The organism is Streptomyces sp. Rer75, assembly GCF_013414305.1.
Lineage (GTDB): Bacteria > Actinomycetota > Actinomycetes > Streptomycetales > Streptomycetaceae > Streptomyces > Streptomyces himastatinicus.
This window is the reverse complement of record NZ_CP058693.1, coordinates 1,372,024-1,397,313: the sequence shown is the minus strand read 5'-3', so window position 1 is coordinate 1,397,313 and position 25,290 is coordinate 1,372,024. Positions and strand designations below refer to the sequence as shown.

At 70.1% G+C, this 25,290-nt stretch carries 21 protein-coding genes and 1 pseudogene; 14 read left to right on the top strand and 8 right to left on the bottom strand.

What is annotated here, in order from left to right:
• Positions 1-9 precede the first annotated feature (9 nt).
• From HYQ63_RS05280 to HYQ63_RS05265, 4 genes and pseudogenes are all read left to right on the top strand, one after another.
• A pseudogene (locus tag HYQ63_RS05280) lies at positions 10-267 on the top strand (hypothetical protein); the annotation flags it as partial.
• Positions 268-376: 109 nt separating this feature from the next.
• The gene (locus tag HYQ63_RS05275) at positions 377-1,495 is read left to right on the top strand and encodes an amidinotransferase (RefSeq protein WP_179932748.1); all 1,119 of its coding nucleotides are present in this window, start codon (positions 377-379) and stop codon (positions 1,493-1,495) included.
• A gap of 116 nt (positions 1,496-1,611) precedes the next feature.
• The gene (locus tag HYQ63_RS05270; protein ID WP_179932747.1) at positions 1,612-2,169 is read left to right on the top strand and encodes a carboxymuconolactone decarboxylase family protein; all 558 of its coding nucleotides are present in this window, start codon (positions 1,612-1,614) and stop codon (positions 2,167-2,169) included.
• Entirely contained in the window at positions 2,166-3,014 is an 849-nt protein-coding gene (locus HYQ63_RS05265; protein WP_179932746.1) for an RNA polymerase sigma-70 factor, read from the top strand. Before HYQ63_RS05270 ends, HYQ63_RS05265 begins: the two co-directional genes overlap by 4 nt.
• Positions 3,015-3,054: 40 nt before the next feature.
• Here the strand turns inward: HYQ63_RS05265 and HYQ63_RS05260 are convergent, their stop codons facing one another.
• Positions 3,055-3,819, bottom strand: coding sequence for a helix-turn-helix domain-containing protein (locus tag HYQ63_RS05260; RefSeq protein WP_179932745.1), 765 nt, complete (start codon positions 3,817-3,819; stop codon positions 3,055-3,057).
• A gap of 84 nt (positions 3,820-3,903) precedes the next feature.
• On the opposite strand from HYQ63_RS05260, the gene HYQ63_RS05255 reads away from it, so the two are divergent.
• Complete coding sequence (locus HYQ63_RS05255) at positions 3,904-5,352, top strand: MFS transporter (protein ID WP_257231633.1); 1,449 nt, start codon at positions 3,904-3,906, stop codon at positions 5,350-5,352.
• Here the strand turns inward: HYQ63_RS05255 and HYQ63_RS05250 are convergent.
• On the bottom strand, positions 5,342-7,711 hold the full coding sequence (locus HYQ63_RS05250) for a pyruvate dehydrogenase (protein ID WP_218929545.1): 2,370 nt from the start codon (positions 7,709-7,711) through the stop codon (positions 5,342-5,344). The two genes, HYQ63_RS05255 and HYQ63_RS05250, sit on opposite strands and share 11 nt — an antisense overlap.
• A gap of 306 nt (positions 7,712-8,017) precedes the next feature.
• Between HYQ63_RS05250 and HYQ63_RS05245 the strand changes: the two genes are divergently transcribed.
• From HYQ63_RS05245 to HYQ63_RS05225, 5 genes are read left to right on the top strand one after another with little or no spacing between them, the layout of a single operon-like run.
• On the top strand, positions 8,018-8,869 hold the full coding sequence (locus tag HYQ63_RS05245; protein WP_179932744.1) for a TetR/AcrR family transcriptional regulator: 852 nt from the start codon (positions 8,018-8,020) through the stop codon (positions 8,867-8,869).
• 60 nt (positions 8,870-8,929) lie between these two features.
• Positions 8,930-9,502, top strand: coding sequence for a thioesterase family protein (locus HYQ63_RS05240; RefSeq protein WP_179932743.1), 573 nt, complete (start codon positions 8,930-8,932; stop codon positions 9,500-9,502).
• 57 nt (positions 9,503-9,559) lie between these two features.
• On the top strand, positions 9,560-10,732 hold the full coding sequence (locus tag HYQ63_RS05235; RefSeq protein WP_179932742.1) for an acyl-CoA dehydrogenase family protein: 1,173 nt from the start codon (positions 9,560-9,562) through the stop codon (positions 10,730-10,732).
• A 7-nt stretch (positions 10,733-10,739) separates the two neighbouring features.
• The gene (locus tag HYQ63_RS05230) at positions 10,740-12,821 is read left to right on the top strand and encodes an acetate--CoA ligase family protein (RefSeq protein WP_179932741.1); all 2,082 of its coding nucleotides are present in this window, start codon (positions 10,740-10,742) and stop codon (positions 12,819-12,821) included.
• Positions 12,814-13,599, top strand: a complete 786-nt coding sequence (locus HYQ63_RS05225) for an enoyl-CoA hydratase-related protein (protein ID WP_179932740.1) — start codon at positions 12,814-12,816, stop codon at positions 13,597-13,599. Before HYQ63_RS05230 ends, HYQ63_RS05225 begins: the two co-directional genes overlap by 8 nt.
• A gap of 15 nt (positions 13,600-13,614) precedes the next feature.
• Here the strand turns inward: HYQ63_RS05225 and HYQ63_RS05220 are convergent, their stop codons facing one another.
• Both HYQ63_RS05220 and HYQ63_RS05215 read right to left on the bottom strand, forming a co-directional pair.
• Positions 13,615-14,040: a VOC family protein gene (locus tag HYQ63_RS05220; RefSeq protein ID WP_179932739.1), complete on the bottom strand. Its 426-nt coding sequence runs from the start codon at positions 14,038-14,040 to the stop codon at positions 13,615-13,617.
• Positions 14,041-14,101: 61 nt separating this feature from the next.
• Positions 14,102-16,366 (bottom strand): cation-translocating P-type ATPase, encoded by a 2,265-nt coding sequence (locus tag HYQ63_RS05215; RefSeq protein ID WP_179932738.1) that lies wholly within the window; start codon positions 16,364-16,366, stop codon positions 14,102-14,104.
• Positions 16,367-16,545: 179 nt separating this feature from the next.
• Between HYQ63_RS05215 and HYQ63_RS05210 the strand changes: the two genes are divergently transcribed.
• The gene (locus tag HYQ63_RS05210) at positions 16,546-17,553 is read left to right on the top strand and encodes a hypothetical protein (protein ID WP_179932737.1); all 1,008 of its coding nucleotides are present in this window, start codon (positions 16,546-16,548) and stop codon (positions 17,551-17,553) included.
• A gap of 60 nt (positions 17,554-17,613) precedes the next feature.
• On the opposite strand, the gene HYQ63_RS05205 is transcribed toward HYQ63_RS05210, so the two are convergent.
• The 4 genes from HYQ63_RS05205 to HYQ63_RS05190 form a co-directional block, all read right to left on the bottom strand.
• Positions 17,614-19,014, bottom strand: coding sequence for an LLM class flavin-dependent oxidoreductase (locus tag HYQ63_RS05205; RefSeq protein ID WP_179932736.1), 1,401 nt, complete (start codon positions 19,012-19,014; stop codon positions 17,614-17,616).
• Positions 19,015-19,332: 318 nt separating this feature from the next.
• The gene (locus HYQ63_RS05200; protein WP_179932735.1) at positions 19,333-20,127 is read right to left on the bottom strand and encodes an IclR family transcriptional regulator; all 795 of its coding nucleotides are present in this window, start codon (positions 20,125-20,127) and stop codon (positions 19,333-19,335) included.
• Between the two features lie 132 nt (positions 20,128-20,259).
• Entirely contained in the window at positions 20,260-20,652 is a 393-nt protein-coding gene (locus tag HYQ63_RS05195; protein WP_179932734.1) for an NUDIX domain-containing protein, read from the bottom strand.
• A gap of 236 nt (positions 20,653-20,888) precedes the next feature.
• A complete protein-coding gene (locus HYQ63_RS05190) occupies positions 20,889-22,190 on the bottom strand; it encodes an MFS transporter (RefSeq protein ID WP_179932733.1) in 1,302 nt (433 codons plus the stop codon).
• Positions 22,191-22,630: 440 nt separating this feature from the next.
• Here HYQ63_RS05190 and HYQ63_RS05185 point away from each other — a divergent pair, with 440 nt between their 5' ends.
• The 3 genes from HYQ63_RS05185 to HYQ63_RS05175 are packed head-to-tail and all read left to right on the top strand — an operon-like array spanning position 22,631 to position 25,278.
• The gene (locus tag HYQ63_RS05185; RefSeq protein ID WP_179932732.1) at positions 22,631-23,128 is read left to right on the top strand and encodes a flavin reductase family protein; all 498 of its coding nucleotides are present in this window, start codon (positions 22,631-22,633) and stop codon (positions 23,126-23,128) included.
• A gap of 20 nt (positions 23,129-23,148) precedes the next feature.
• Positions 23,149-23,937: a 2-keto-4-pentenoate hydratase gene (locus HYQ63_RS05180; protein ID WP_179932731.1), complete on the top strand. Its 789-nt coding sequence runs from the start codon at positions 23,149-23,151 to the stop codon at positions 23,935-23,937.
• A 39-nt stretch (positions 23,938-23,976) separates the two neighbouring features.
• The gene (locus tag HYQ63_RS05175) at positions 23,977-25,278 is read left to right on the top strand and encodes an NAD(P)/FAD-dependent oxidoreductase (RefSeq protein ID WP_179932730.1); all 1,302 of its coding nucleotides are present in this window, start codon (positions 23,977-23,979) and stop codon (positions 25,276-25,278) included.
• Positions 25,279-25,290: the final 12 nt, after the last annotated feature.

Below are 25,290 nucleotides of genomic sequence, written 5' to 3'. Positions count from 1 at the left end.
ACCGGCCCCGGAACACCACTGGTGGGCGGCGGGGGTACGGACCTCCGTACGGGCTTCGCCAGGGCCCTGCGGGCACGCCCCCGCCCCGATGTCATCGTGGCCCTCACCGACGGCCAGACGCCCTGGCCGGGTACCCGACCGCCGTGCCGGACGGTGGTGGGCCTCTTCCCCCGCCACCGGGCAGTCCCGTCGTGGGACGAGGGCGACCCCGATGACGTGCCGGATACGCCACCCGAATGGGCGCGCGTGGTGGCCATCGGGGAGTGAGGCCAAATGGATGGTTCTGCTCGCCGAAGTGGAGGAATGCACCCGGTCGCTCGGGGAACCCCGTTGAATACTTTAGGTTTCCTACTTCGGTGATCGGAAGCGATTGACCATGGTGGTAGTAGAGCGATCCGGCCTTCCCGCTGAACATCTCGTTTCGCCGGTAAATTCACACAACGAATGGGATCCGCTGGAGGAGATCATCGTGGGGCGTCTCGACGGCGCGACGATCCCCTCCAGCCACCCCGTGGTGTCCTGCAACGTCCCGCGCCGGGCGGCGCGGTGGCAGGGGCTCGCCTCCGGCATCAAGTATCCGCGCAAGCTCATCGAACCGGCACAGCAGGAACTCGATCAGTTCATCGCTCTCCTGCGGTCCCTCGGCGTCACGGTCACGCGCCCGGAGGCGGTCGACCACCGGAAGCGCTACGGCACTCCCGACTGGTCGTCGCGCGGCTTCTGCAACACCTGCCCGCGCGACAGCATGCTCGTGATCGGCGACGAAATCATCGAGACACCGATGGCATGGCCGTGCCGGTATTTCGAGACCCATTCCTATCGCCCGATCCTCAAGGACTACTTCCGCCGCGGCGCACGCTGGACGGCGGCACCCAAACCGCAGCTCACCGACGCGCTGTTCGAGCCGGATTTCCGCACCCCGGAGGATGGCGAACCGATGCGCTACATCCTCACCGAGTTCGAGCCGGTGTTCGATGCGGCGGATTTCGTCCGCGCGGGGCGCGACCTGTTCGTCCTGCGGAGCAATGTCACCAACCGCATGGGCATCGACTGGCTGCGCCGTCACCTCGGTCCCGAATACCGCATCCACGAGATCGAGAGCCGCTGCCGCATGCCCATGCACATCGACACGACGTTCCTCGTGCTGGCGCCGGGAAAGGTACTGGTCAATCCCGAATACATCGATGTCGACCGCCTGCCCGACATTCTGAACTCCTGGGACGTCCTGATCGCCCCCGAGCCCAACCGGATCGAGGAACGCCTGCTCAGGCTCACCTCGATGTGCGGCAGGTGGCTCAGCATGAACATCCTCATGGTCGACGAAAAGCGGGTCATCGCGGAGCGCCACCACACCGACATGCTGCGCGCGCTCGAAGGCTGGGGGTTCGAGCCGATCCCGTGCGACCTGCTGCACTACGCGCCGTTCGGCGGCTCCTTCCACTGCGCGACGCTCGACGTCCGGCGCCGCGGCACGCTCGAATCCTATTTCCCCTGAGCAACCCGCCGGATGTCACACTCCGGCCGCCTCCCTTGTCACACCTCCAGAAGCCTTCGGAAGGCCCGCGCGACCAACACGGTCGCGTCACGGATACGACAAGAGGAGCGCCTGCCATGGCCCGGATCTCGCTCACCCCGCCCAACACCCTGCTCAACCGCATCGGCGCCTGGTACTCCCGGCGCACCTACGGCAAGGTGCTCGACCCCGGGCTGGCCGTCGGGCACAACGCGCGGGTGCTGCTCACCTATGTGCGGCAGGAGCGCGGTGCCGCCAAGTGGAACCGTCTCGACCGGAGCCTCAAGCACCTCGCCGTCATGGCCGCGGCCGCCAGGATCAACTGCTCGTGGTGCATGGACTTCGGACACTGGGAGGCCGACGCCCTGGGGCTGCCCATGGACAAGATCTCCAAGGTCCCGCAGTGGCGCGACCACCAGGAGGACTTCAGCGAGCTGGAGCTGCTCGTCCTGGACTATGCCGAGGCCATGACCGAGACCGAGCCCCGCGTCACCGACGAGCTGGCCGCCGCCTTGGTCGAACGGCTCGGTGAGGCCGCGTTCGTCGAACTCACCGCCATGGTCGCCCTGGAAAACTACCGCTCGCGCATCAACAGCGCCTTCGGCCTGACCAGCCAGGGCTTCTCGGACACCTGCCAGGTACCGTCGCGTGCGTGATCGACGCAACCACCTTTGAACACCACCGACGCATGCTGTTCGGCATCGCCTACCGCATGCTCGGCAGCGTCGCCGACGCCGAGGACCTGGTGCAGGACACCTGGCTGCGGTGCAGCCAGGTGTCCACCGCCGTGGAGAATCCGGCCGGCTATCTGACCCGTACGGTCACCAACCTCGCGCTCAACCGGCTCACCTCGGCCGCCGCCACCCGCGAGCAGTACGTCGGGCCCTGGCTGCCCGAGCCGCTGGTCACCCAGCCGGACGCCGCCGAGGAGGTGGAGCTGGCCGAGTCGGTTTCGCTCGCCATGCTCGTCGTCCTCGACACCCTCTCGCCCCTGGAGCGCGCGGTCTTCATCCTCAAGGAGGTGTTCGGCTTCTCGTTCCGGGAGATCGCCGGAATGCTGGAGCGCGGCGAGGCGTCCGTACGGCAGGTCGGCCACCGCGCCCGATCACACGTCCAGGCCCGGCGGCCGCGCTACGACACACCGGCCGAGGTGCGGCGACAGGTCACCGACGAGTTCCTGGCCGCCTGTCTCGGCGGCGACATCAACCGGATGATGGAGCTGCTCGCCCCCGATGTGACAGCGTGGAGCGACGGCGGCGGCAAGGTGAAGGCCGCCGTCCGCCCGCAGCGCGGCGCGGACAAGGTCGCCCGTTTCCTCGCCGCCGTCGTCACCCAGCCGATGGAGGACCCCCGTGTGCACGCGATCGACGTCAACGGTCGGCCGGGACTGCTGCTCACCGTCGCGGGCCACCCGGACACCGTCGCGTGCGCGGAGGTCGTCGACGGCCGGATCACGGAGATCCGCATCATCCGCAACCCGGACAAGCTGCGACACCTCTAGGGGGTCCCGCGCCACGACGCACCCCGAACGCTGACGCGCCTCAAGCGTCGCCATTGAGGTAGCGCCCCGGGGACGTGCCGACGGTTCGCCGGAACGCCGCGAGGAAGGCGCTCGGCGTCGCGTATCCCACGGTGCGGGCGACCCGGGAAACGGGCTGGCCCTCGGCGAGCAGCGGCAGGGCGGCACGCAGCCGCACATGGGAGCGCCAGCGGTCGAAGTTCATGCCGGTGTCCTGGACGAACAGCCGGGACAGGGTGCGTCGGCTCACACCGACGGCCCGTGCGTGCGCCTCGAGACTCCGGGAGTCTTCGGGGTGGTCGAGCAGTGCGTCGGCCACGGCGCGTACGCGGTCGTCGGCGGGGTCCGGCACCTCGATGGGCGTGGCCGGCAGGGGGCGCAGCAGATCCAGCACGACCGCCTCGGCCCGTAGCCGCGCGTCATCGGGGAGGTCGTCGCGGCCGAGGTACGCGATCAGATGCGCGAGGAGCCCGTCGACGCCGACCGGCGTGGGCTCCGTCCAGTCCAGATCGCATCGGTCCGGTGCGAAGTAGAGGCTGCACAGCACCGCCTCGCGGGTCGCGCCGGTCCGGTGGACCACCCCCGCGGGCAGCCACAACGCCCGTGTCCGCGGCAGCACCCAGTAGGCGTCGTCGACGGCGACGCCGAGCACCCCGCGGCTCGCCCAGGCCAGCTGGTGCTGCGAGTGGCTGTGCGGAACGAACCACTGCCCGTACGCCAGCGGAAAGTTCCCGACGACGATTGCGCCCACCCCGGCCGGAACGGCCCCCAGGGCATCATCGGTCATGGTCCCCAGGGTATGTCCCCGATGCGCTATGACGTGGCCTCGTAGCGCATAGCGGCCAACTCGGCCTGTGCATAGCGTCGTTCCATGCCGATCCCTCATGCCCGCCGCGGGCGCTGCCACCGTTCGCACGGACCGCTTGACCCCACCGCCGCGGGACGCCGTGGTCCGGCCCTGGTGGTGCTGTGCTTCGTGCAGTTCATGCTCGTCCTGGACGACAACGTGGTGAACGTCGCGCTCCCCAGCATCCGCGACGATCTCGGCTTCGGCGCCGCGGGCCTGGCCTGGGTCGTCAACGGCTACTTCCTCGCCTTCGGCGGGCTGTTGCTGCTGTTCGGCCGCATGGCCGACCTGCTGGGCCGCAGACGTGTCTTCCTGAACGGCGTGGCGCTGTTCGGCGTGGCGAGCCTCGTCTGCGGGTTCGCGCAGGAGCCTTGGCAGCTCGTGGCCGGGCGGTTCGTCCAGGGCGGGGGAGCGGCCATGGCCAGCCCGGCCGCGCTGGCACTGATCACCCTCCTGTTCCCCGGCACCGAGGAGCGCGCCAAGGCGTTCGGCATCTGGGGCGGCATCGCCGCTCTGGGCGGTACGACGGGCCTGGTGATCTCCGGCGCGCTGACCGGCCTCGCATCCTGGCGCTGGATCTTCCTGATCAACCTGCCGGTGGCCGTCGCGGCCGTCGCGCTGCTCCCGTATCTGGTCCCCGAGAGCCGGGCCGGGCGTGCGGCACGGCTCGACCTGCCCGGCGCGGTGCTCGGCACCGGCGCCCTGGTGTCCCTGGTCTACGGACTGCTCCGGATCGGGGAGTCGGGCTGGCGGGACGCCGCCGCCGTCGGGCCCCTGGCCCTGGCCGTGCTCCTGGCCGTCGCCTTCGTCGCCGCCGAGGCACGAACCGCCGAGCCATTGGTGCCGTTGTCGTTCCTGTCCCTCCGGTTCCGGGCCGTCGCCCATGGGGCGACCCTGCTGTTCTCCGCCGCCATGTACGCGATGGCCTTCCTGCTGATGGTGCACCTCCAGACCGTGCTCGGCTATCGCCCGCTCACGGCCGGTCTCGCCTATCTGCCCTACGGCGCCGGCATTCTCACGGGCATGTGGCTGTCCTCCCGGGCGGTGATCCGGCTCGGGGTGCGCCCGGCGCTCGTCCTCTCGTTCCTGATCAGCGCGGCCGGACTCCTGCTGCTGTCCGGCGTGGCACCGGAGGACGGCTACGCCTCCGGGGTGCTGCCCGGCATGCTCGTCACGAGCCTCGGATGCGGACTGAGCCTGCCCGCCCTGACCGTGGCCGCGCTCGCGGGCACCACCGAGGAGAACGCCGGGCTCGGCTCCGCCGTCCTGAGTTCCGTCCAACAAGTCGGCGGGGCCGTGGGGGTGGCGGTGCTCGTCGCCCTCGCCACCCACCGCAGCGACGCCCTGGCCGCCGAGGACGGCCCCCTGCGCGCCGCGACGGAAGGCTTCTCCCTCGCCCTCACCGTCGCCGCCGCACTCCTCGCCCTCGGGGCCGTCCTCCTCGGCACGCTGCTCGGGAAGCTCAGTCGATGAGGTCGAGGGCGGCGGCGATGACGCTGTCGCCGTCGATGCCGTGGTACCGGTAGACGTCGTCGAGGGCACCGCACTGGCCGAACCGGGTCACACCCAGGGTGGTGACGGGAACCTGATGCAGCGTGGCGAGGAAGGCCAGGGTGTGCGGGTGGCCGTCGAGCACGGTGACCAGCGGGGTGGCCCGGTCGGCGGGGAAGGCGCGGTCGAGGATCCAGTCCGGGTCCTCCGCCAGGCCACGGCGCGCCTGGAGGGCGCGGAACAGCAGGTCCGGGCTGGTCACGCACACCACATCGGCGCCGTGGCCGAGCGCGTCGAGCCGTTCTGCGGCGGCCAGGGCCTCGGGGACCAGGGCGCCCATCGCCGCGATGGTCACCACCGGCTTGTCGTGGCGCCGCAACCGGTAGGCGCCCGCGACCACCTGCCGACGCCGTCGCTCACGCGCGGCGGGGTCGGTGGGCACGGCGGCCAGGGACTGGTCCACCGGCCGGGTGGACAGCCGCAGGTACGCCGAACTCCCTTGCGGCTTACCGAGGTTGCCCAGGGCGGCGAGCAGACACCACTCGGTGTCGATGGCGAAGGCGGGCTCGTACGACACACACCCCGGCTGCTCGATGCCGAGCGACGGAGTGGTGATCGACTGGTGTGCACCGCCCTCCGGGGCGAGCGTCACACCGGACGGGGTGCCCACCAGGATGGACTGGCCGCCCGCGTACATGCCGAACGACCATGGCTCCAGCGCCCGGTTGACGAAGGGGTCGTACACCACACCGATGGGCAGCAGCGGCTGCCCCCAGCGGCTCCAAGTGGCGCCCAACTCGCCGAGCAGCCCCACCAGGTTGGTCTCGGCGATGCCCAGCTCCACATGCTGTCCGGTCGGCTTCTCCCGCCAGTGCAGGATCGTCTCGGCGTCGTCGGCGAACCAGTCGGTGCCTTCCGTGGCCGACCACACGCCGACCTTGTTCAGCCAGCCGCCCAGGTTGGTGGTCGAGCTGACGTCCGGGCTGACGGTGACGATCCGGCCCGCCGCCTCCGGCGCCCGGCGGGTGAGGTCCAGCAGCGCCCTCCCGAGCGCCTGCTGGGTGTGGCCGGTCCCGGTGGGTGCCGGGCGGCCGAGGTCGGCCGGAAGGGCGGGCGGCTGCTGTGGCTCACGCTCGGGCCTGCGCAGCCGCTCGGCGGCGGCCGCGCACAGCGACGCCTCCGCCGAGCCTCTGGGGAAGGGGGCCCAGGGGCGGTCCAGGTCCGCCCCCAGCCGCTCGGCGAGCGGGCGCATCTGGTCGGCGGTCAGCAGCGAGGAGTGGTTCTGCGGATGGCCCTCGGTGGGCAGCCCGTGACCCTTGACCGTGTACGCGAAGATCACGGTCGGCCGGGTGTCGTCGATGGCGTCGTACGCCTCCAGGAGGGCGCCGAGGTCGTGGCCGCCCAGGTTGCGCAGCGCGGCGAGCAGCGTGGCGTCGTCCAGTTGCGCGATGAGCCCGGCGATGGGTCCGGCGGTGGAGCCGGTGCCGGGCAGCCGCTCGCGCAGCTGGTCGGCGGTGCAGCGCAGCAGCCGCTGGTATTCGGGGTTGCCCATGGCGTCGATGCGGGTGCGCAGGGCCTCTCCGCCGGGCCGCGCGAACAGCTCGTGCAGCAGATGCCCGTACTTGAGCGTCAGCACCTGCCAGCCGGCGGCCGTGAACATGCCCTGGAGCCGTCCGGCGGCGATGCCGGGCACCACACGGTCCAGGGACTGCCGGTTGAGGTCGACGATCCATGTCACCTCGCCCAGGGTGGACACCACCGGGTCCTGGACCGCCTCCCAGATCGCCCCCTCGTCCAGCTCCGCGTCACCGAGCAGGGAGTACTGCCGCCCGGTCCCGGCGCCGCCGAAGCGGCCCTCCACATAGCGCCGGGCGAGCGCACCCCACAGGGGAGCGGTGGCGCCGATCCCGACCGAGCCGGTGGAGTAGTCGACCCGGTCGGGGTCCTTGGACCGGCTGGGGTAGCTCTGGAGTCCGCCGAATGCGCGAAGCGTCGTCAGATAGGACGCGTCCAGCTCGCCGAGCAGGTAGTTGATGGCGTGCAGCACCGGTGAGGCATGGGGCTTGACCGACACCCGGTCCTCGGCGGTCAGCGTGTGGAACCACAGCGCCGTCATGATCGAGGCCATCGACGCGCTGGACGCCTGGTGGCCGCCGACCTTCAGCCCCGTGGGGTTCGGCCGGACCCGGTTGGCATGGTCGATGATGGCCGTGGACAGCCACAGCACCCGGCGCTCGACCGCTTCCAGCGTGCCGAGCGTCCCGGGGTGTTCCCTCCCGGCCGGGTCCTTGCCCGGGGCACCCGAGAAGGTCGCGTCCATGACCACATTGACCACCTCCATGGCCTGGACTTGGCGTCCAGGAATGCTGTGTGATGCGAGAAGTAGACAGAGACCCCACCAACTGCGCAACATGTCGTCTTCCGGCTGGGCAATCTGCCCACTGTGTCGGGGTGAAAGCGCCCTCGACTGACCAAAGTGACCAATGACTACGGCCGTCCAGAGCGGAACCGTCCGCCAGCGGCGCGGGGCCGTGGTCCCAAGCCAGTCCAGCGGTTCGACGCCACCGGGGGACGGCGCGCCGCGTTGCGTTGCGATTGATGCGTCAGACTATTGCGGGTTTCGCAATGCATCCCTAGGGTCGGCGGCATGCTGCACACTGCGGACGCGACGCGTCAGCGGGTGCGTGAAGTGCTGCGCGGATACCCGGGCAGCCAGCGCGCGTTCGCCGACGCCATGGGGCTCGACCCCACCAAGCTGTCCAAGTCGCTGACCGGGGCGCGGCGGTTCACCCCCGCCGAGCTGACCAGGATCGCCGAGATCGGCAACGTCACGGTGAACTGGCTGATCAACGGCAGCGACGAGGCGGACACCGTGTCCGCCGTTCCGCAGCGCAGCGCGCGACGACCGCTACGCGACGGGGACACGGGCCGGTACCGGCAGATCCTCGACGCGGCCTGGCGCCTCATCGCCGAGCGGGGCTACCACGCGGTGCGGGTGTCGGACGTCGCCGAGGCCTGCGGTACGAGCGCCGCCACGATCCACTACCACTTCCCGGGCCGCGACGGTCTGCTCACCGAGGCACTGCGCCACTCGGTGCAGCAGGCATTCGACCGCCAGGTTGCGGAGCTGCACAGCATCGAGGACGCGCATCAACGGCTGCTGCGCCTGGTGGAGTTGCAACTGCCCACACCGGGTGCGTTGCAGCGGGAATGGTCGATCTGGTTGCAGGTGTGGAACGAGACCGCGCTCCGCCCGGAGCTGCGGGTGCTGCACACCGATTCCTACGCCCGCTACCACGAGACGGTCGCGCGCACGATCGCCGAAGGCCAGGCCCAGGGCGTCTTCACCGACGCCGACCCCGAGGAGCTGGCGGTGTCCCTGACGGCCCTGATCGACGGTCTGGGCATCCAGGTGCTCACCGGCCGCCCCGGCCGCAGCGTCGAGCGGATGCGGCGGATTCTCTACGACTTCGTGCAACGCGAGATCGTCCGGAGCTGAGCGACCTCGCGCCGACCGACACGAACCCGGAAACAGCACCGTCAGGAACAGGAGCCGGGTATGGCAGACAGCGACGAGAAGGCCGAGGAAGGAACGAGTCGGGTGGTCACGCCCTACGAGGGCACCGGCCACCACACATGGGACGACACCGCAGACATCCCCGCACCGTTGTCGTTGCACCACACCACCGTCAGCCCGGCCTGGGTGGACTACAACGGCCATATGAGCGAGTCGTGTTACCTGCTGGTCTTCGGGGACAACGCGGACGCGTTCTTCCGCTACATCGGCATCGACGAGCAGTACCGGGCCGAGGGCCACTCGCTGTACACGGTGGAAACCCATCTGCACAACCGCCGCGAGGTGGCCGAGGGCGAGCTGATCCGGCTGACCCTCCGCGTCCTGGACCACGACACCAAGCGGGTCCACATCTTCCACGAAATGCACCACGGCACCACCGGCACACTGCTGGCCACGGCCGAACAGATGCTGGTGCACGTCGACATGGAGCAGGGAAGGTCGTGCCCGATGCCCACGGCCCTGCTCCAGCGGCTGGCCGCGATCCAGCAGGCGCACACGGCCCTGCCCCGACCCGAGGTCGTGGGCCGCCCGATGGGGATCCCCCGCCGCGGCTGAAGCCCACGCCACGCCCGAAGCCCATTCGCTCCCGTCCCGCCCTCCTGAGGAGCCGCCATGGAATTCGAACTCACCGACGAGCAGCGCATGATCGTGGACACGGTGCGCACGTTCGTCACGACCGAGCTGGAGCCGCACGAGGATGAAGTCGAGCGGCTCGACGAGGTGCCGCCCGCACTGGCCGAGCGGATCCGCCGAAAGGCCCTCGACGCCGGTCTCTACGCGGCCAACATGCCCGAAGAGCTGGGTGGCGGCGGCCTGGACGCCACCAGCATGACACTGGTCGAGCGGGAGCTGGGCCGCACCGGCTACGCCCTCCAGATGCTCGTGGCGCGACCGAGCAACATCCTCCAGGCCTGCGAAGGGGAGCAACGCGAGCGCTACCTGCTCCCGACCATCCGCGGGGAACGCCACGACTGCCTGGCCATGACCGAACCCGGCGCCGGATCCGACGTACGCTCGATGACCACGCGCGCGGCGCGGGACGGCGACACGTACGTCATCAACGGCACCAAACACTTCATCAGCCACGCCGACGCGGCGGACTTCGTGATCCTCTTCGCCACCACCGGCGCCACCGAAGCGGCGCAGGAACCGGGGCGCGGGCGGAAGAACCCGATCACGGCGTTCCTGGTGGACCTGGACACCCCGGGCCTCACCGTCACCCGTGGCTCGGCGGCCGTATCGCACCGGGGCTACCACCAGTGCGAGCTGGCGTTCACGGACTGCCGGATCCCCGCGGACCGGCGCCTCGGCGAAGAGGGGCGTGGCTTCGACCTGATGGGGGAGTGGCTGGGCGCCAGTCGGCTCAGCGTCGCCGCCACCAGCGTCGGCCGCGCCCGGCGCGTACTGGACCTCGCCACGGCGTGGGCCGCCGAACGCAGCCAGTTCGGGCAGACGATCGGCCGTTTCCAGGGCGTCGGCTTCCCCCTGGCGGACATGGCCACCGAGCTGGAGGCCGCGGAACTGCTGACCATGCGGGCGGCGTGGAAGCTCGACCAGGGCACCATGACCGACCGGGACGCGGCGATGGCGAAGCTGTACGCCTCGGAAGCGCTGGGCCGGATCACCGACCGGGCGGTGCAGATCTTCGGCGGCATGGGGCTGATGGCGGAACTGCCGATCGAACGGTTCTGGCGGGACGCCCGGGTGGAGCGCATCTGGGACGGCACCAGCGAGATCCAGCGCCACATCATCTCCCGCTCCCTGCTGCGCCCCCTCGGATCGTGACGCGGGGATGGGTACCAGGGACAATCTCCGGCGCCTGCTGAGCCCGCGCCACATCGCCGTGTTCGGTGGCGACACCGCCGCCGAAGCGATCCGGCAGTGCCGCCGCGCGGGCTTCACCGGGACCATCTGGCCAGTCCATCCCAGGCGTACGACCATCGAGGGCCTGCGCTGCTATCCGAACACCGCCGCGTTGCCCGATCCACCGGACGCCGCGTTCCTCGCCGTGCCGAGGGATGCCACCGTCGAGGTGCTGACGGAACTCGCCGCACGCGACGCGGGCGGAGCGGTCTGCCACGCGGCGGGCTTCGCCGAGGACGGGCCGACCGGTGCCCGGTGGCAGCACGCGTTCGTCCGCGCCGCGGGGCAGATGGCGGTGATCGGGCCCAACTGCATCGGGATGCTCGACTACCTCGACGGCGCCGCCCTGTGGGCCGACCAGCACGGCGGGCGGCGCGTGGACCGCGGCGTCGCCGTCATCACGCAGAGCGGCAACATCGGCCAGAACCTGACCATGCAGCGCAGATCGATGCCGCTGGCCCGGCTGGTGACGGTCGGCAACGCCGCCGTGACCGGGGTGCCCGAACTCGTGGACGCCCTGCTGGAAGACCCCCGGATCACCGCGATCGGTCTGCACCTGGAGGGCATCGACGATCCCGCGGGCCTGTCCCGGGCCGCCGTACGCGCGCTCCACCGGCGGGTCCCGATCGTCGTGCTGAAGACGGGCCGGTCGGAACTGGGCGGCCGGGCCAATCTGAGCCATACGAGTTCGCTGGCGGGCTCCGACGTGCTCTGCGACGCCTTCTTCCGGCGCCTGGGAATGGCCCGGGTGCACCAGGTCGGCACCTTCCTGGAGACGTTGAAGTACCTGCACGTCCACGGGGCACGGCCCGGAGCGCGGATCGCCTCCGCGAGTTGTTCGGGAGGCGAGGCGTCGCTGCTGGCCGATCTCGCCCACGATCACGAGGTCGAACTGCCACCGTTTCCGGACGACACCGCCCAGCGGCTGGGCGAGGTGCTCGGCGAACGCGTATCCGTCGCCAACCCCTTGGACTACCACACCTACATCTGGGGCGATGCCGAGGCACAGCGGAACTGCTTCCGCGCGTTCCTCACCACCGGTTTCGACATGCACCTCCTGGTGCTCGACTTCCCGCGCGCCGACCGCTGCTCCCCGGAGACGTGGCAGACCACCCTGGACGCCTACCTGGCCGCGCTCCGGCACACCGGTGCGCCCGCGTGTGTGGTCAGTTCGCTGCCGGAGGGGCTGCCGGAGCCGGTGCGCACCCGGCTGCTGGACGAGGGCGTCGCCCCGATGCAGGGCATCGCCGAATGCCTGACGGCGATCGCGGCGGCGCGCCGCATCGGCCTGGCCCAGGAGGTGGCCGATACGGTCCTGCCGCTCGACCCGGCCACCGCGCCGCCGGCCAGGACGCGCCCGCTCGACGAGTGGCAGGGGAAGCGGATCCTCGGCGAGTGGGGTGTGCCCGTACCGGCGGGCGCCGTGGCCACCGCCGCGACCGCGGCCGAAGCGGCCCGGGACATCGGATTCCCCGTGGTGGTGAAGGCGGTGTCGGAGACGATCGCGCACAAGAGCGACGTCGGCGGCGTACGCCTCGGGCTGACCGGGGAGCAGCAGGTGCGCGACGCAGTGGACGGCATGGCGGGGCTCTCTGACCGCTTCCTCGTGGAGCGCATGGTCCACGGCGCGGTGGCGGAACTGATCGTCGGGGTCCACCGGGACCCGCAGTTCGGTCCGGCGCTCACCATCGGCGCGGGCGGCACCATGGTCGAACTCCTCGGCGACGCGGCGACCCTGCTGCTGCCCGTACGGCGGGACGAGATCCGCGCCGCGCTGCGGCGCCTGCGGATCTGGCCACTGCTGACCGGCTACCGCGGACAGCCGCCGGGCGACGTCGACGCGGTCGTCGACACCGTGGCGGCCGTGGCCGACTTCGCGCGCGCCCACGCGAACACACTCGTGGAACTCGACATCAACCCCCTGCTGGTCCTGCCCGGCCACGGCGGCGTGGTGGCCGCCGATGTGCTGATCAGTCCGGGGACCGGCGAACGAGGAGGACTGCATGGCTGACCCGGTACGTACGGAGGTCGACGGCGGCATCCTGGTGGTGACCCTGGACCGCCCCAAGGCGAACGCGATCGACGTGGCCACGAGCCGTGCGCTCCACGCGGCCTTCGACCGGCTGGCCCGGGACGAGACGCTGCGCGTGGCGGTGCTCACCGGCGCCGGGCAGCGGTTCTTCTCGGCGGGCTGGGACCTCAAGGCCGCGGCGTCGGGCGAGGCGATCGACGCCGATCACGGCCCGGGCGGCTTCGCGGGCCTCACCGAACTCTTCGACCTCGACAAGCCCGTCATCGCGGCGGTGGGCGGCCTCGCCCTGGGCGGCGGCTTCGAACTCGCCCTGGCCGCCGACCTGATCGTCGCCGCCGACCACGCCGAGTTCGCCCTGCCGGAGGTGACCCTCGGCATGGTCCCCGACTCCGGCGGAGTGCTGCGGCTTCCCCGGCGCCTCCCGCAGGCGGTGGCCAGGGACCTCCTGCTGACCGGGCGCCGGATGCCCGCGCACGAGGCGGAACGGTGGGGCCTGGTCAACCGTGTCGTCGACGGATCCGAACTCCTGGAGGCGGCCATGCAGCTGGCACGCGACATCTGCGTCGGGGCGCCACTGGCCGTGGCGGCGATCAAGGAAATCCTGCGCACCACGGCCGGTACCACGATCGAGGAGGGCTACGAGCATCTGCGCCACGGCCACCTGCCCGCATACCGGGCCATGCTGACGTCCGACGACGCGGTGGAGGGCCCGCGGGCGTTCGCCGAAAAACGCCTCCCCCGGTGGACCGGCCGCTGACCGTGGGCCGTCGGCTCAGACGACCGGCTGGCCGATGCCCAGCATGTTCCCTTCGCTGTCACGGAACCAGGCGCCGCGTTCACCCCGCGCACCCTTGCTCGGGTAGTTCCCGTCGATCTCGGCGATCCCGGCCCGCGTGCGCAGGCCCGGCAGGTCGACCTCCTCGAACACCACGCCACGCCGTTTGAGGGCCGCCACGGCTGTCTCGATGTCGTCGACCTCCCACCCCATCTGGGTGAAGGTGCCGGGGGAGGCTCCCGCCGATTGGAACAGGGCGAAGTCCACGCCTCCGCACCGGTAGAGGAGCCCGCCGGGCCGTTCGTCGACGGGCTCCAGCCCGAGCTGTTCCGAGTAGAAACGCCGCGCCCGGTCCAGGTCCTGGGCCGGAAGCCTGGTCGCTGCGCGGGCCCGGGCGAGAACGTTGCTGTCGTCCGCATTCATGGCCCTACTGTGCCCTGCGCGGTGGCCGAGGCGGTGGAGGCCACGGGCGTGTGCCGTCGGCTCACTGGCCCGCCGCCTGGAAGCCACGCAGCCGGAGGCTGTTGCCGACCACGAAGACGGAGGAGAAGGCCATGGCCGCTCCGGCGATCATCGGGTTGAGGAGTCCGGAGGCGGCGAGGGGGAGCGCGGCGACGTTGTAGGCGAAGGCCCAGAAGAGGTTGGACTTGATGGTGCCCAGGGTCTTGCGGGACAGCCGGATGGCGTCGGCCGCGGCTCGGAGGTCGCCGCGCACCAGGGTCAGGTCTCCGGCCTCGATGGCGGCGTCGGTGCCGGTGCCCATCGCGAGGCCGAGGTCGGCCTGGGCGAGTGCGGCGGCGTCGTTGACGCCGTCGCCGACCATCGCCACCGAACGGCCCTCGGCCTGGAGCCGCTTGACCACGTCCACCTTGTCCTGCGGCATGACCTCGGCGATCACCTGCCCGGCATCGATGCCCACCTCGGCCGCGACCGCCTCGGCGACGGTCTTGTTGTCGCCGGTCAGGAGGACGGGGGTCAGGCCCAGGGCGCGCAGCCGCCTGATCGCTTCGGGGCTGGTGTCCTTGATGGCGTCGGCCACTTCCAGGACCGCGCGGGCCTCGCCGTCCCACGCGACCGCGATGGCGGTACGTCCTGCGGCCTCGGCTTCCGCTCTGGCCCGCTCCAGCTCCGTGGGCAGGGAGATGGCCCACTCGGCCAGGAGCCTGGTCCGGCCGACCAGGACCGCGTGACCCTCCACGACGCCCTGGACACCGAGTCCGGCCACGTTGGCGAAGTCCTCCGGCGTCGGCAGGCTGCCCACCCGGGCGGCTGCCCCTGCGGCGACGGCCTGGGCGATGGGGTGTTCGGAGGAGTGCTCCAGAGCGCCCGCGAGCCGCAGTACGTCCGTCTCGTCCGTGCCGTCGGCGGTGTGCACCGCGAGCAGGGTCATCCGGCCGGTGGTGACGGTGCCGGTCTTGTCCAGGACGATGGTGTCCACCCTGCGCGTGGTCTCCAGGACTTCGGGCCCCTTGATGAGTATGCCGAGCTGGGCGCCGCGGCCGGTGCCGACCATGAGGGCGGTCGGGGTGGCCAGGCCCAGGGCGCACGGGCAGGCGATGATGAGGACGGCTACCGCGGCGGTGAAGGCGGCGGTCAGCCCCGCGCCGTTGCCGAGCCAGAAGCCGAGCGTGCCGAGTGCCAGGGCGATCACGACCGGGACGAACACCGCCGAGATCTTGTCGGCGAGTCGCTGGGCGGCCGCCTTGCCGTTCTGCGCGTCCTCCACCAGCCTGGCCATGCGGGCGAGCTGGGTGTCGGCACCGACCCGGGTGGCCTCCACGACCAGGCGGCCTCCGGCGTTGAGAGTGGCCCCGGTGACGTTGTCGCCGACGCCGACCTCGACCGGGACCGACTCACCGGTGAGCATGGAGGCGTCGATCGCGGACGCGCCCTCGACGACCGTGCCGTCGGTGGCGACCTTCTCGCCGGGCCGGACCAGGAACCGGTCGCCCACCGTCAACTCGCTTACCGGGATGAGCTGTTCACGTCCTCCGCGCAGGACCGTGACATCCTTGGCGCCCAGCTCCATCAGCGCCTTCAGCGCCGCGCCCGCCTTCCGCTTGGACCGTGCCTCGAAGTACCGCCCGGCGAGGATGAAGGCGGTGACACCGGCCGCGGCCTCCAGGTAGATGTTCCCGGCGCCGTCGGTGCGGGCGATGGTGAGCTCGAAGGCGTGCGTCATGCCGGGCGTTCCGGCCGTGCCGAAGAACAGGGCCCACAGCGACCACAGGAACGCCGCGGTCGTGCCGACCGAGATCAGCGTGTCCATGGTGGCCGCGCCGTGCCGGGCGTTGGTCCAGGCCGCCTTGTGGAAGGGCCAGGCGGCGTACGTCACCACGGGGGCCGCCAGCGTCAGCGACAGCCACTGCCAGTACTCGAACTGCAACGCGGGGACCATGGCCATCGCGATCACCGGGACCGCGAGGACGACGGCGGCGGTCAACCGCTGCCGCAGCGGCCGCAGTTCGTCGCCTCCCTCGTCGTCCGCGTCGAAGCCGGGCGCCTGGTGCGCGGGGTCCGGTTCGGGCTCCCGGGCGGTGTATCCGGTGGCCTCGACGGTGGCGATCAGATCCGCGACGGCGATGTCCTCCCGGAAGGTGACCTTCGCCTTCTCGGTGGCGTAGTTGACGGTGGCCTCGACTCCGTCCATGCGGTTGAGCTTCTTCTCGATCCGGGCGGCGCACGAGGCGCAGGTCATGCCGCCGATGGCGAGTTCGACCTCTTCGGCGCCGGGCGTGGCGGTGGTCATGTCTGCTCCTCCGCAGTCGATGGCGGATACCCCGCCTGGGTATGTTGACGACCTCGTCCTGTATACCCCCCTCCCGTATCCTTGGCAAGGTCGGGCCCGGCTTGACTTAATACCCCGTGGGGGTATCGTGAAGTGCGGGAGGCCGCGAGGAGAGGCGGCCGGGAGACGAGGAGTGCGCCATGAAGACCGGACTGCGGATCACCGCATTCGCCGCCGCGCTCGCCGCGACCTTCGGCACCGCGTACGGGGTGGGCGGCGGGGTCGGCGAGATCTCGCCCGAGCCGAAGAGCGCGGCTCACGGCGAGCACGCGGACGCCGCGCGCCCCGAGAAGAGCGGCGGCCACGAGCAAGGCCACGACCAAGGCCCTGAGCAAGGCCATGACCAGGGCCATTCGCAGGGCCATGACCAGGGCCAGAAGGCCGACCTGCCCGGAGGTCTACAGATCTCCGACGGTGGCTACACCCTCGACGTGAAGACCTCGCGCCTCCAGGCTGGCAAGAGCGCCGACCTGCGCTTCGCCATCGTGCGGAACGCCACGGGGCGACAGCTCACCCGCTACGACCGGGAGCACGACAAGGAACTCCACCTGATCGTCGCCTCACGCGACCTGACGGAGTATCGCCACCTGCACCCGGCCCGGGCGGCCGACGGCACCTGGTCCACTCCCGTGGACCTCCCCAAGGCCGGTGGCTACCGCGTCTTCGCGGACTTCAAGCCCAAGGGCGGAGAAGCGCTCACGCTCGGCGCCGACCTCGCCGTAGCCGGCGCGTACGAGCCGAAGGAGCTGCCCGCGCACAACACCACGGCCAGGACGGGTGATTACGAGGTCCGGCTGGGTGGCGATCTGACCCCCGGCAAAGCCGGTGAGCTGACGTTCACCGTCACCCGAAACGGCAAGCCGGTGCGGGACCTCCAGCCCTACCTCGGCGCCTACGGCCACCTGGTCGCCCTGCGCTCCGGCGACCTCGCGTACCTGCACGTGCACCCCAACGGCGAACCGGGCGACGGCAAGACCAGGCCCGGCCCCGGCATCTCCTTCACGGCGACGGCACCGAGCCCCGGCGCGTACCGCCTGTTCCTGGACTTCAAGCACCAGGGCAAGGTCCGCACGGCGGCCTTCACCGTGCCCGCGCAAGGCGCGGCCGGGACAGCGGCGAACGCCACCGAATCCGAGCACTCCCACTGATCCGTCGAACTGTCCGCAGTGGCCCGGCGCGCCGGAAGGGCCCGGAGCCTGACGGAGTGGTCATGCCAGGTGGCTGCCCTCGTGCAGGGCGGAGCGGACCTTCGAGGCGGGGTGGTCGGGCAGGGTGCGGCTCCGGCCCGCTCCGTAGAAGCTCTCGCGGAGCGTGGTGGCCTGCTCGTCGTAGCCCTCGCGAGCCAGGCCCTGTCGGCGCAGCTCCGGAAGAGCCAGCTCGATGAAGTCCTCCCAGCCACCGGGCTTGGTCGCGTAGCTGACGTTGAAACCGTCGACGTCGGCCACATCCCGCCACCTGCGCAGCTCGGCCGCCACCGTCTGCGGCGAGCCGGCAACGACCGCGCCCGTGCCGCCGATGCCGATGAACTCGGCGATCTGCCGGGTGGTCCAGGTCCGCGTGGGGTCCGCCTTGGAGAACATCTCCACCATCGAGCGGGAGCCGTCCACCTCCGCGTACTCCAGCGGCAGGTCCGGGTCCACACCGCTCAGGTCGATCCCGGTCCAGCCCGCGAACCGGGCCAGTGCGCCCTCGTAGCTGACGTTGCGAAGGTGCCGCTCGTACTTCTCCTGGGCCTGGGCGTCGGTGGGCGCGACGATCACGGTGATCAGGGCGAGGATCTTGACGCTCCGCGGGTCGCGGCCTGCCTCGGCCACGGCGGTGCGGATCTTGTGGACGCTGCGCTGGGTCAGCTCGGGAGTCATGGTGTTCACGAAGACCGCTTCGGCGTTCTCCGCGGCGAAGAGCATCCCCCGGGAGGAGGCACCGGCCTGGAAGAGCATGGGTGTGCGCTGTGGGGACGGCTCGCACAGGTGCAGGCCCGGCACATCGAAGTAGGTGCCCTTGTGGTGAATGGAGTGGATGCGCTGCGGGTCGAGATAGGAACCGGCCCGAACGTCGTGGATGACCGCGTCATCCTGCCAGGAGCCCTCCCAGAGCTTGTAGCAGACCTGGAGGTACTCATCCGCCATGTCGTAGCGCTTGTCGTGCGGGATCTGCGTACCGAGCCCGAGGTTGCGCGCGGCCGATTCGTTGTAGGAGGTGACGATGTTCCAGCCGACCCGTCCGGCGGTCAGGTGGTCCAGCGTGCTGAACTTGCGGGCCAGGGCGTAGGGCTGCTCGTACGTCAAGGACGAGGTGACGCCGAAGCCCAGGTGGCGCGTGACCGACGCCATGGCCGAGACCAGCAGGGCGGGGTCGTTGATCGGAAACTGGGCGGCATCGCGCATGGCGGCGTCGGGGGACCCGCCGTAGACATCGTGGTAGCCGACGGTGTCGGCGAAGAAGATGCCGTCGAAGCAGGCCTCTTCCAGCATGCGAGCCGTATCGGTCCAGTAGCTCAGGTCGGTGTAGCGCCGTCCCTCGTCATCGGGGTCGCGCCAGGAGCCCGCGGTCAGATGGGCGGGGGCGGACACGTCGAAGGCGAAGAACTTCATCGGCTGATTGCTCATGGCTGCGCTCCAGGGCGAGAGGCGGGGCCTTCCTGCGGTGTGAGAGACCCGCAGAGCACACCTTCAGGAATGTGAGGCGTTCAGTAAGCGAACGTGGCGTTCATGTTGTGGCTTGCTGGAGGCGCGTGTCAACAGGGTGTCGCCGGGAATCGCGTTCCGCTGGGAAGTCGCCCTGACGGGGGGTGTGGGGCTGCCGCTGAGGGCAGGAGTCGCTGCTCGGACGGATGTCTTCACGGCCGAGAGATGAACGCTACGTTCGGTTAGCGGTCGCCCGGGTCATGGCCGCAGCCACGACCGGGAGCAAGGTTCTTCAGTCGGTCAGGCGGATGCCGAGTCCTGCCAGAACACGTCGACCAGCCGGTCCACGATGGTCTGCATCTGCTGGAGGGCCTCGGGGATCTGGGCCCGGCCGAACCGGTACCGGGGCCCGTTGACGGTCAGGATCGCCACAAGGGTGCCGGACGAGTCACGGATGGGGCGCGACAGCGACAGCAGCTCCTCTTCGAGTTCGTTGTCGATGACGGCGAAACCCTGCTCGCGGACCTCGTCGAGCTGCCGGAGCAGGGTCGCCCGGTCGGTGATGGTGCGCGAGGCGTAGGACTCCAGCTCCTTGGGCAGGAGCGCGAGCACCTTCTCCACGGGCAGCTCCGCGAGCAGCACCTTGCCGGTGGAGCTGGCGTGCAGGGGGTAGTGCTGGCCGACCATGTTGTGCGGCACGATGCCCACCACGTGTGATCCGGTGGCCTCGGCGACCAGCTCGAGCCCGTCCTGGAGATTCGGTACCGAGAGGGTCACCTGCTCGTTGAACTTCTCCGCCAGCTCCTCCAGCAGCGGCTGCGCGCGGGCGACGAGACCCGCGTGAGGATCCGCGTAACGGCCGAGCCGGGCCAGCTCCCAGCCCAGGACGTAGTTGTTGCCGATGCGGTCGACGAAGCCGCTCACCTCGAAGCTGTGCAGCAGACGAAACGCGGTGGGCCGCGAGATGCCCGCTGCTTTCGCGAGCGTCGTGACGGTGGCCCCGGACCGGGGCTGGGCTGCCAGCTCGCGAAGCAGTCGCACACCCTTGGTCACCGACTTGTTCGTCATCTCTACCGGTGCGGATGCGTCGCTCATGGGGCCCCTTCGTGGTGCAGAACGCTGCGCGCACACGCAGCTCAAACCATTCTCGCTCCCACTCTAACGCCTAGATGTTCAGATAGTGAACGCACAGTCCGTCCCCAGGGGCGCTGGGGCCTTGCCAGCCTCTTACGCCACGGCACCCACAGCCGCCAGGACGGCGCGAAGCCACGCAGCCTGACCGTCGAAGCGCACCACGGACCGGGGGCGCACCCATCGGCAGGCGTCGTACTCCCAGCTCAGCCGCAGCTTCTTCCGCTCGGTCTCGGCACGGAAGGTGTGCGCCCGCCACCGGCCGCCCCGGGTGTCCGGAAGGTCCAGGACCGGCCCGGGCCGGAAGTCCACGAGTTCGGCGACCGATATTCCGGTCGACTCGAACAGCTTGAGCAGCGCCTGGGCGTGTACGTGGTTCCCGTCCTCGAGGAAGCCCGTGATGCAGTGCCACAGGCCCGCATCGTGCCCGACGTGGCGGCCGCGCTTGAACAGGCCGATACGTCCGCGCCAGGCGAGGACGACGGCCACGACGGTGCCGGCACGGCTGCCTGTTGCTCGGGCTGTGCGGGCAGCCCCTTCTCGCCGTCGGGGCCGGGTCGCACACTCATGATCATCCTTACGGTCCTGGTGAGGGCGGCGGTGAGCAGCCGGTGCGGAGGTCGCACGCGACGCGGGGAAGCCGCTCGCGATGTCGGCCCGGGCCGTTCCGCGAGCGGCTTTCCGTGGGTCCCGCTGTCGTGCTCGACGTAGTCGACGGCGCCCCTTCAGGCCGGGGTCTTCTCCCGGCGGGGCCTGCCGCGGTGTGGGGCGGAGGTTTCGCTCAGCGGGCGGCCGGTGGTCTCCGGCGCGAGAACCTGGGAGACCACGGCACCGACGACGCAGACGCCGGCGGCGATGAGCATGCTCGGGCCGGGGCCGAGGTTGTGCATCGACCACGGCAGCAGGAAGGTGCCCAGGCCGGCGCCGACGCGGCTGAAGGCGCAGCCGAAGCCGGTCCCGATGCCGCGGATCTCGGTGGGGAAGACCTCGCCGGGGTAGACGCCGGTGATGGCCGTGGGTATGGCGTTCGTGAAGGCGAAGACGAGGAAACAGATCAGGACCAGAGCGGGGGGCGCGTCGGTCCACACTCCGATGATCAGGAGGACGACCGCGCACACCCACTGCGTGGGAATGATCAGCTTGCGGCGGCCGACGCGTTCGATGAGTGCCAGGGAGACCAGCACGCCGACCAGGGCGAGCCCGTTGAGGCCCAGGGCTCCGCCGAAGCCGTCGCCGAGTCCGTAGTCGGACAGCACGCTGGCCGCGAAGGTGGCGATGGCGAAGTACGGGGTGACGGTGCAGAACCAGAACACGGAGACAAAGGTCGTGGTCCGCCAGTAGTCGCGGGAGAACAGCATCCAGAAGGTGCCCTGACGGGTGGATTCACTCGCGAGGTCGAGGACGTCGGAGGGGGATTCGAGATAGTCGTGGGCGATCCGGTGTGCTTCCTCGGTACGGCCCTGGTTCATCAGCCAGCGCGGGGACTCGGGCAGGCCCAGCCGGGCCAGGAACAAGATCACTGCCGGCACCGTGCTGGAGCCGAGGATGATCCGCCAGTCTGCGGAGAACACCGTGCTCATCGCATAGCCGACGCAGAAGGCGAACATGAAGCCGACGTACCAGGCGACCTCTGAGAGGGACATCAGCCGTCCGCGCAGGCGTGCCGGGGCGAATTCGGCCAGCAGCGGCCAGCTCACGGAGTAGTCGGCCCCGATCGCGATCCCCATCAGCAGGCGCACGCCGAACAGTTGCCAGGTCGAGTCGACGAAGAACTGGAGGATCGAACCGACCAGGAAGAGCGCCAGGTCGAGCGTGAACGTCGGCTTGCGGCCGAGTTTGTCGGCCAGCCAGCCACCGAGAGGTCCGCCGATGAAGATACCGATCAGGGCGGACGCCCCGGTCAGCCCTTCCCAGAACAGGGACATGTGGAGCTCGGCGGTGGCGGCGGCGATGGCAGTCCCGATGATGCCGAGGATGTAGCCGTCGATGAACATGCCGCCGACCGTCAGGCCGGTCAATTTGATCATGAAGCGCCGTTTGTCGACCGGACCGGCTTCATTCGTCGCTACAGGATCGGGGTTGCTGAGCGTGGTCACACTTCAGTCCTTCCTGAGGTGAGCAGGTGCGGCCCGAGGTGGCCCGCATGACGCCGATGAGGTGTCGGCACGACTTGGTCGGTGAGGGGCGCCGAAGGGTGGGGCCTCGTAGGCGAGTGTTCGGATAGTGAGCGTCTCGACCAAAATTTTCGGAAGCCTGGCATGGACCTCAGGGCTCGTCAAGGCTTCCGGACCGCACTGTGGTTTCGCCCGATGCCTGTGCGCGCGTTGCCATTTCTGCCTCGTTCCAGCTGCGGTGAAAGGCGTTGAGAGCTGCGCGCACCTCTTGACAGCTGAGTGCGTGCCGCCCACCATCGCTCACACGTCACTTGAACGTACAGTTCACTATGTGAACGAAGAAGGGGCACGCAATGCACACCGCGATCGACCAGGCACACTTCCGCGACGTAATGGGTCACCTCCCCACCGGCGTCGTCGCGCTCTGTGGCCTCACTCCCACCGCGACCCACCCCCACGGCCTGGTGGTCGGCACCTTCCAGTCACTGTCCCTGGAACCGCCGCTGGTGACCTTCAGCGTCGCCCACACCTCCACCACCTGGCCGAAGCTGCGCACCGCCCGCCGCGTGTGCGCCAGTGTCCTGGCCGCCGGGCAGGAAGACGTCTGCCGCGCCCTGTCCGGCAAGCAGCCCAACAAGTTCGCCGACATCGACTGGACCCCCTCCGACCTCGGCACTCCGCGGATCGCCGGAGCCCACGCCTGGATCGAGTGCGACCTGACCCAGGAACTCGACGGCGGCGACCATGTCATCGTCGTCGCCCGCGTGTTGCAGATGGCCACCGGCTGGGGTGATCCCCTCATCTTCCACAAGGGACGTCTGGGCGGCTTCGGCGCACCCAGCATGGTCTGAGCGGGCCGAGGAGAACATCGATGCAGACGTCCGAACTCCACGACATCGCCACGACCCTGCGCACGGCGCGAGCCGACGCCGAGCCCGTCACCGCGCCGACGAAGACATGGCCCGCCCTCGACGCGGACAGCGCCTTCGCGGTCCAGCGGATCAACACGGAAGCGGCTGTCGCCGACGGCGACCGGGTGGTCGGTTACAAGCTGGGGAACATCGCCAAGGTCATGCAGGACGCCTTCGGCCTCGACCAGCCCGACTACGGGTACCTGCTGGGATCGACGTTCGCCTACGAAGGCGTCCCGCAGGAACGGCGGCGCTACATCGAGCCGTTCGTGGAACTCGAACCGGCCTTCCTCCTCAAGCACCCCCTGCGCGGTCCCCACGTCACGGTCGCCGACGTCATCAACGCCGTCGAGTACGCCGTGCCCGCGATCGAGATCATCGACTCGCGCGTGGAGAACTGGGCGATCGACCTGCCGGACACCCTGGCCGACAACGGCTCGACCGGCGCCGTCATCCTCGGGGGAACGCCGCGCCGCACCACCGACCTCTCGCTGAGCGACACGCGGGGGACCCTGCACTTCAACGGCCGCCCCGTGGTCGAGGGAAACACCAGGAACATCCTCGGCAACCCCTTCGCCGCCACCGCGTGGCTGTGCAACCGGCTCGCCGCCTATGACATCGCCTTCGAATCAGGGCAGGTCATCCTCCCCGGCAGCTGCCTCCAGGCAGTGCCCATGAACGAGACCGGCCACTGGGCAGGCACCTTCGAGGGCTGGGGAGCGGTCGAGTTCGACGTGTCCACGGCGTAGTCGGCATCCGAGACACATGCGAAAGGGGAAAGGGCAGACATGCAACAACAGGCAGACGTCGTCGTGATCGGAGCCGGGGTCGCCGGTCTGATCACCGCCCGTGAACTGGGCCGCAGGGGAGTGCGGGCCGTCGTCCTCGAGGCGCGCGATCGGATCGGCGGCCGGACGTGGACCGATCAGCGTCTCGGGCGGGACCTGGAGATCGGTGGCACCTGGCTGCACTGGATTCAGCCTCACGCCTGGTCGGAGGTCACCCGCTACGGGCTGGCCGTCACCCGTGGGCCTCGTTCGGAGGAAACGTACTGGCTCGCCGGTGACGAGGTGCGCCGCGGGACCCTGGACGACTTCATGAACCTGATCAACCCGGGTATGACCCGGCTGCTGGAAGACACCATGAAGTGGATCCCCCGCCCCGACGAGCCCCTGACCGTGCGGCGGCTGGCCGATGTCGACCAGTTCAACCTTCAGGAGATGCTCGATGAACTCGAGCTGCCAGTGGAGGAGAAGAACGCCAACGAAGCGGCCTGGGTAGGGCACTTCAACGCCCCGCTCGACCAGTGCGCCTACCTCAGTGCGTTGCGCTGGACCGCCGCGGCCGCCGGCTCCTGGCACCTGATGCACGAAGCCTCGGCGATCTTCCGACTCGCGGGCGGCACGCGGAGTCTGGTGGAGGCCATCGCGGCCGACTCGGGCGCCGACATCCGCCTGGAAGCCCCGGTCCGCTCGATCACCCACGACGAGCGGGGAGCCGAGATCACATACGGTGACGGTCAAACCCTGCGGGCCCGGCGCGTGGTGATCACCCTGCCGCAGAACATGCTGCATCAGCTCGACATCACCCCCGCACTCCCGGACGGCAAGCTCCGCCCCAGCTTGGAGAAGACCGCATCCCGGGGAGCGAAGGCGTGGATCCGCGTCCGCGGCCCCGTCAAGCCGTTCTTCGCCTACTCCTCACAGCACCACGCGCTCTCCGTCGTGCGCACCGAGTTCATCGGGGAAGATGACGCCGTCCTGGTCGCCTTCGGCGCCGACTCCTCCCGTATCGACGTCAACGACCCGAAGGCCGTCGACGCGGCGTTGCGGGTGTGGCGCGATGACCTCGACGTGCTCGACGTCGGCGGGCACGACTGGATGGCAGACCCTCACTCCCAGGAGACCTGGCTGATCCAGCAGCCCGGTCAACTCACCCAGTACCACCACGCCTTGCAGGCCAGCACCGGAGTCCTGTACTTCGCGAGCAGCGACCACGCGAACATCTGGGCCGGGTTCATCGACGGCGCCATCGAAAGCGGCACCCGAGTGGCCCGTCACGTCCACACCAGTCTGGAACAGCAGCACTGAACCGCGAAACAC